The sequence below is a fragment of the Synechococcus sp. H55.7 genome (assembly GCF_047462395.1).
GTDB lineage: Bacteria > Cyanobacteriota > Cyanobacteriia > Thermostichales > Thermostichaceae > Thermostichus.
Genome location: NZ_JANSJD010000029.1, coordinates 23,463 through 30,553 on the forward strand (window position 1 = coordinate 23,463; position 7,091 = coordinate 30,553).

The window sequence follows — 7,091 nt, forward strand, 5'->3', positions numbered from 1 at the left end:
GCAGTTGGCTTCCGACCCGTTGACGAAAAGAGAAGAAGGCGGGCTAGACGCCATCGCCTATCCCGTCCTTCCTCATTATCGGTGCTGTGGATAAGGAGCCCCAGAGGGATCCCACTGCCGTCACTTGGTCTCGGTGAAGTCGGCGTCGATGACGTCGTCGCTGCCGCCAGAGGTCGTCCCAGAGGTGGAGCTGGAAGCGGCGCCGGGCTGTTGATAGAGCTCGCTGCTCATGGCGTAGAGGGCCTCCTGCAGCTCCCGCTCTTTGCTCTGGATGGCGCTGTCGTCCTCCCGTTGAATGGCGTCCCGCAGCTCCCGCACCAAGGTCTCGATTTGGCTGCGCTTGCTGGAGGAGATCTTGTCGCCCAGCTCCTTCAACTGCCGCTCGGCCTGGTAGGCCAGCGAGTCGGCCTTGTTGCGGCGCTCGATTTTCTCGCGGCGGGCGCGGTCTTCGGCAGCGTATTTCTCGGCTTCGGCAATCATCCGCTCCACCTCTTTGCTATCCAGCGTGGAGGCGCCGGTGATGGAGATGCTCTGCTCCTTGCCGCTGCCCTTATCTCTGGCCGTCACCTTGAGGATGCCGTTGGCGTCGATGTCGAAGGTCACCTCGATCTGCGGCACACCGCGGGGAGCCGGCGGGATCCCGTCCAGCTTGAAGCGGCCCAGGGACTTGTTGTCGCGGGCCAGCTCCCGCTCCCCTTGCACCACGTGGATTTCCACCGAGGTCTGCCCATCTTCGGCGGTGGAGAAGATCTCCGACTTGCGGGTGGGCACGGTGGTGTTGCGCGGGATCAGCTTGGTGGCCACGCCGCCCAGGGTTTCCACCCCCAAAGACAAGGGGGTGACATCCAGCAGCAGCACATCTTTAACTTCGCCCGCCAGCACACCGGCCTGGATGGCAGCGCCCACGGCCACCACCTCGTCGGGGTTGACGCTCTGGTTGGGCTCTTTGCCCAGCAGCTCCTTCACCAGCCGCTGCACCGCTGGAATGCGGGTGGAGCCGCCCACCAATACCACTTCGTTGATGTCGGCCTTGGTGAGCTTGGCATCCCGCAGGGCCTGCTCCACCGGCCCTTTGCAGCGCTCCAGCAGGTCGGCGCAGAGGTGTTCAAACTGGGCGCGGGAGAGCTTCAGCTCCAGGTGCTTTGGACCATCGGCAGTGGCAGTGATGAAGGGCAGGTTGATGGTGGTCTCGGAGACACTGGACAGCTCGATCTTGGCTTTTTCGGCGGCTTCCGTCAGCCGCTGCAGGGCCTGCCGGTCTTGCCGCAGGTCGATCCCTTCCATTTGCTTGAACTGCTCAGCCATCCAGTCCACGATCTTCTTGTCGAAGTCGTCGCCTCCCAACTGCGTGTCGCCACTGGTGGATTTCACCTCAAAGACCCCATCGCCCACCTCCAGGATGGACACGTCGAAGGTGCCGCCGCCCAGGTCGAAGACGAGGATGGTCTCGTTGTTGCGCTTGTCCAAGCCATAGGCCAGAGAAGCCGCCGTCGGCTCGTTGATGATGCGCAGCACTTCCAAGCCGGCGATCTTCCCGGCATCTTTGGTGGCCTGCCGCTGCGAGTCGTTGAAGTAAGCAGGTACAGTAATGACGGCTTGGGTAACCGGTTGGCCCAGGTAGCGGCTGGCATCATCCACCAGCTTGCGCAACACCATGGCCGAGATCTCTTCGGGGGCAAATTCCTTGTTCAAGCGGGGTGCATACAACTTGACATTGCCCCGTTCATCCCGCCGCACCTGGTAAGAGACCCGCTTGGAATCGGCATTCAGCTCATCGTACTTGCGCCCGATGAACCGCTTGACCGAATAAAAGGTGTTTTCGGGGTTGAGCACCGCCTGGCGGCGGGCCATCTGCCCTACCAGGCGCTCTCCATCCTTGGTGAAGGCAACCACCGAGGGCGTGGTGCGAGTGCCCTCGGCATTGGCGATGACGGTGGGGACACCCCCTTCCATTACGGCGACAACCGAGTTGGTTGTGCCCAAGTCAATTCCTACAACTTTTCCCATCGGCTCCTTGTTCTCCTTTTGTTCAGGACGTTACCTCGGCTACCGCCGCCAGGCTGTATGAAGTAGCTTGGGCAGCCAATCCGTGAAAATTCAGCAGGTATTTAGCTGTTTCCTAGGCTGATCCTAACCAGCAGGGCATTGCGGTCAGGGCGAGAATGCCGCCCATTTCTGGCAACTGGAAGGCAGAGCAGTTACGGATCTCCGTACCTGCCGGGGCCTTGCTTCCAGGGCCGGTTGGGGCAAGGGCGGCTAGCTCTGGATAAGCTGCAGGGCTTCCAGGCTGCGGGCCACAACGGTTTCGGCCAGGGGCAGGTAGCCCATTGCTTCGGCCAGAGCCTGTCCTTCGCTGAGGGCCCAGCGCAGCACCGCCCGCAGGGCAGTGGCAATAGCGGGATCCCGGTACTGGCGGTAGGCCAGGATCCAGGTGTAGGTGACGATAGGATAAGCCCCGGCGCCGGACGGATCCGGCTCAAAGGCCCGCAGGTTCTCAGGCAGCTCGATTTCGCTCAGGGCCAGGGCCGAGGCTGCGGGGGTGGGGAGGACAAACTCGCCGCGGCGGTTTTCCAGGGCCGCCACCGATAGATCCAGGTCGCGGGCGTAGACCGATTCCACATAGCCGATCACCCCTTCGCTGTAGAGCATCTGGGCGCTCATGCCTTCGTTGCCCTTGACCCCAATCCCCACCGGCCACTCCAGGGACATGCCGACACCAATCTCGGCGGCCCAAGTGGGGTCGATGGCGGCCAGGTGGCGGGTAAAGGTGTCGGTGGTGCCGCTGCCATCGGAGCGGTAGCAGACGGCGATGGGCAGGTCGGGGATCTCCAAATCGGGGTTGAGGGCCAAAATCTGCGGATCCCGCCACTGGGTAATCTGGCCGCGGAAGATCTGCACCAAGACGGAGCGGGATAGCTTGAGGCCGGAGCGGATCCCGGGCAGGTTGTAGCCGACGGCAATGCTGCCTGCTGTCATCGGGATCATGACCACGCCCCGCTTCACCTCGGCAATCTCGGCATCGGTCATGGCCACGTCGCTGGCGGCAAAGTCCACCGTCTGGTCGATAAATTGGCGGATCCCGGTGGCACTGCCCACCGGCTGGAAGTTGATTTCCACTTTGGGATCCACCTGGCGGTAGTCGGAAAACCAGCGCAAATACAGAGGGGCCGGGAAGGTAGCCCCAGCCCCGTTGATCAACACAATTTCCCCGGAAGACTGGCTGTCGGCGACGGGGACAGCATCGCCGGCTTGGCCAGAACGGGATCCCTGTTGGCAGGCGCTTAGGCCGGCAGCAGCCAGCAACGACAGCAGCATTTCTCGACGGCGGCAGCGGGGCAGTTGAACCATGGCTGAGGCGCTCCAAGCTCTCCGCCCCGATCCTTAGTCTTGCCCACGGAGTTCTGTCAAGGGCTGCCATCGTTAGCTCTGGCAAGCACCAGAGGGGTCAACTTCCCGCAAAAGTCGGCTTCTTCTCTTCACCAACTGGTCGCCGATCCCCGCAGGGTTCGCTGCGCGCTTCGGCAAAAACGGGGATCCCAACTCTGTCTTTGTCTCAAGATGGAAAACAGAGCTTGCTCGAGAAAAACAAAGAAAAACAGCGAAAGAAAGAGAATGAAAGAGTTGAGTTCTGCAGCAACTGCAGAGGGATCCCCAGGCCAAAGCCTTATCTGGCAAGGCTTAGCCGGTTTCGAGCCGGATCCCCCCTGCCTTGGAAAAATCTTGACATATCTTGGAATAGAGCAATATATTGTGGATTCTGTGCAGAAATCCTGCGCTGTTTACATCTCGGTATCTGGGGGACTACTATGCCGACTTTGACTCGTTCTCCCTGGACACTGCGAGACAGCGAAAAGCTCTATCGCATCTCCGGTTGGGGGGATCCCTACTTCCGTATCAACGCCGCCGGTCATGTGGAGGTAACCCCACAGGGCCTACAGCAGCAGGAACCTGGCATCGACCTGTACCACCTGGTGATGGATCTGGTGGCGCGGGGTTTGCAGTTGCCTTTGTTGATTCGCTTTCCCGAGATCGTGGCCGACCGCATGCGGCGGATTTGCGAGAGCTTTCAGCAGGCCATCGAGCGCTTTGGCTACCCCAACGTCTATCGGGGGGTTTACCCGGTCAAGGTGAACCAGCAGCGCCACCTGGTGGAAGAGGTGGTCAAGCACGGTCGCGCCTACCACTTTGGGCTGGAGGCAGGCTCCAAGCCGGAGCTGTTGATTGCCCTGGCTCTGCTGGATACACCTGGGGCTCTGTTGATCTGCAACGGCTACAAAGACCGCGATTTTATGGAAACGGCTCTCTTGGCCCAGCGGCTGGGGCGCACCCCCATCATCGTCCTGGAGCGGCTGCAGGAGCTGGAGCTGGTGCTGCAGGCTGCCGAGCACCTGGGCATTGATCCCATCCTGGGGGTGCGGGCCAAGCTCTCAGCCCAAGGGATCGGGCGTTGGGGCACCTCGGCTGGGGATCGGGCCAAGTTCGGCCTCACGGCCACGGAGATGTTGCAGGTGGTGGAACGGCTGCGGGAGGCCGGCAAGCTGCACTGTCTGCGTCTGTTGCACTACCACATTGGCTCGCAGATCTCGATGGTGAGCGTGCATGGGCGGGCCGTGCGGGAGGCCAGCCAGATCTACATCGAGCTGGTCAAACTGGGGGCGCCGATGGGCTATCTGGATATCGGCGGCGGCTTGGGGGTTGATTACGACGGATCCCAGTCCACCAGCCATTTCTCCCAGAGCTACAGCTTGGAGGATTACGCCGCCACCGTGGTGCAGACGGTGCTGAGTGCCCTGCAGCCGCACGGGATCCAGCCGCCGGTGCTGGTGACCGAAAGCGGGCGGGCCCTGATGTCCCACCAGTCGGTGCTGGTCTTTGACGTCCAGGATGTCAACGCCGCCAGCCCCTACCCCATGCCCACCCAGCTCACGTCCGATGCCGAGGTGATCCAGAAGCTGAACCAGCTTTACTACCAGATCCAGCCGGAGACCCTGGTGGCCGACTATCGCCGCTGCCAGGAGCTCAAAGAAGCCGCCCTGCGCCAATTTACCGAGGGATCCCTCAGCTTGCAGGAGCGGGCCGAGGTGGAGCGGATGTTCTGGAACTGCTCCGACAAGATCTGCACACTGGCCTACGAGCAGCACCAGGCGGGGCAGCCGGTGGCCGTAGATCTTCTAGATCTGGACGAGATGCTGGCCAGCATCTACTACGGCAATTTCTCCCTCTTCCAATCCCTGCCGGATAGCTGGGCCATCGACCAGGTGTTTCCCATCATGCCCATCCACCGTCTGGACGAGGAGCCGCGCCAATGGGCCACCTTGGCGGATCTGACCTGCGACAGCGACGGCAAGATCAACCGCTTCTTTGGCGAAGACGGGCAGATCACCTCGGTCTTGCCGCTGCATGATCCCGATGGGCAGCCCTACCTGCTGGGGGTGTTTCTGGGGGGCGCCTACCAGGAGATCCTGGGGGATCTGCACAACCTGTTTGGCGACACCAACGCCGTTCACATCCGCACCCGTCCCGGCGGCTACCAAGTCACCCAAGTTATCAAGGGGGACACCATCGGCGAAGTGCTGAGCTGGGTGCAGTACAACAGCGAAGATCTGGTGGAAACCCTGCACCACGCCACCGAAGCCGCCCTGCAACGGGGGCAGATTAGCCTGGATCAGGCCCGCGCTTTGCAGCAGCACTTCGAAGACAACCTGCGGGCCTACACCTACTTGCACCGCTAGCCGGTCAGAGACGGCCCCAAAGCCCAGGTCAAAACAGAAAAGGATACCGGTTTTGGGCCGGGATCCTTAAGCTTTTGAGATCTGGGAGTTGGGGGAAGGGGATTAGACGTGGCTCATTACAGGCGCAGCGGGCTATTCAGGGTCAAGTTCATCACCTGACTGGGGCGCAACACCACCACCTGGGGAGCCGTGATGTTGCCCACTGCCACGCCGGCCCCGGCTCCGCCAATCACCCCCAAAGCAGAGACACCCCCTGTCAGCAGGCCCAGCACCGTACCGCCCACCGCACCAATGGCTGCGTCCTGGGCGATGGCTTCGGCGGAGTATTGGCGGGGATCTTTCTCATCGTGGATCAAGTCAGAAGACATCTGCACCGAGTAAAGGCGTCCATTGGCAACCAGGGCCGTGCCGAAGAACCGAGCTCCTCCCTGAACCGGGCGCAAACTACCCCGCACTTCGCTCCCTGCCGGGATCACCAACTGGCCGTCGCCGCCGTAGATGTCCTGAGCTACCCGCAAGGTAAGGGGATGGGTGCTATTGGGGCTGAAGTACTGGGGCTCTCCACCCTCGAGGGTCTGGACGGGGATGATCGTGCCCGGCTGCAATTGGCGCACACCTACATCAAACAGTTGCTGAGCAGAAGCAGGGGGCAAGGCGAGCAACCCCAAAGTGGGGGTTGCCCAGCCAATCATCGCCGCCGCAACAACACGAATGTTCATCGAAACTCTCCGGTAAATGTTCAACACAGCATCCCAAGGAAAACGCAGATTCTTGGGAGCGCTTGCGAGCCACCTGAAGGTCAAGCCCGACGAATAAAGCTGATCAAGGCCAACAGAACCAAAGCCCCAACAGTAGCCATCAGCAAGCTTCCCAGCAAGCCCGTAGCCGATAGGCCAAGCAAATCAAAGAGATATCCCCCGACAAATGCCCCGCAGACGCCGACAATGATGTTGCCGATCAAGCCAAATCCGTAACCACGCCGGATGTACCCTGCCAGCCAACCGGCAATCGCCCCGATCAACAGAAACCAAAGGGTGCTGTTCATACAACTTACTTCTCCAAGGTATGCTATACCTACAGCTTACTCTTCGTTGCTAAAAGATAAATGCTCTGAAAACCAACCTTCTGTACACTCGGCACACTTGACGGCCACCTGACAAATTGGTAACTTTTGCTGAGAACAGATAACCACCAAAAAGTTGGGTCTAAAACCCCAAGTTGATTTTGGATGTATGCAATGAAGACCTGAAGAGGAGCGCCACCGACACTAGATATAGATACATACAGCCTGTTAAAGAATCAAGGGGTACAGTAGCAACACTTAGCAAACCAACTCTGGAAGCAGGATGGATTGATCAG

General features: G+C 60.5%; 5 protein-coding genes. 1 reads left to right on the forward strand and 4 read right to left on the reverse strand.

Going from position 1 to position 7,091, the window contains the following annotated elements:
• Positions 1-120 precede the first annotated feature (120 nt).
• Together dnaK and pstS are read right to left on the reverse strand one after the other, a co-directional pair.
• Positions 121-2,007: a molecular chaperone DnaK gene (dnaK, locus tag NW851_RS12245; RefSeq protein ID WP_414335690.1), complete on the reverse strand. Its 1,887-nt coding sequence runs from the start codon at positions 2,005-2,007 to the stop codon at positions 121-123.
• A gap of 249 nt (positions 2,008-2,256) precedes the next feature.
• Entirely contained in the window at positions 2,257-3,348 is a 1,092-nt protein-coding gene (gene pstS / locus NW851_RS12250) for a phosphate ABC transporter substrate-binding protein PstS (RefSeq protein ID WP_414338863.1), read from the reverse strand.
• Between the two features lie 458 nt (positions 3,349-3,806).
• Here pstS and speA point away from each other — a divergent pair, with 458 nt between their 5' ends.
• On the forward strand, positions 3,807-5,732 hold the full coding sequence (gene speA, locus NW851_RS12255) for a biosynthetic arginine decarboxylase (RefSeq protein ID WP_414335687.1): 1,926 nt from the start codon (positions 3,807-3,809) through the stop codon (positions 5,730-5,732).
• Between the two features lie 116 nt (positions 5,733-5,848).
• Here speA and NW851_RS12260 read toward each other — a convergent pair whose 3' ends face one another.
• Entirely contained in the window at positions 5,849-6,451 is a 603-nt protein-coding gene (locus NW851_RS12260; protein WP_414338866.1) for a hypothetical protein, read from the reverse strand.
• 80 nt (positions 6,452-6,531) lie between these two features.
• On the reverse strand, positions 6,532-6,777 hold the full coding sequence (locus tag NW851_RS12265; protein ID WP_414335685.1) for a GlsB/YeaQ/YmgE family stress response membrane protein: 246 nt from the start codon (positions 6,775-6,777) through the stop codon (positions 6,532-6,534).
• Between the last annotated feature and the right edge of the window lie 314 nt (positions 6,778-7,091).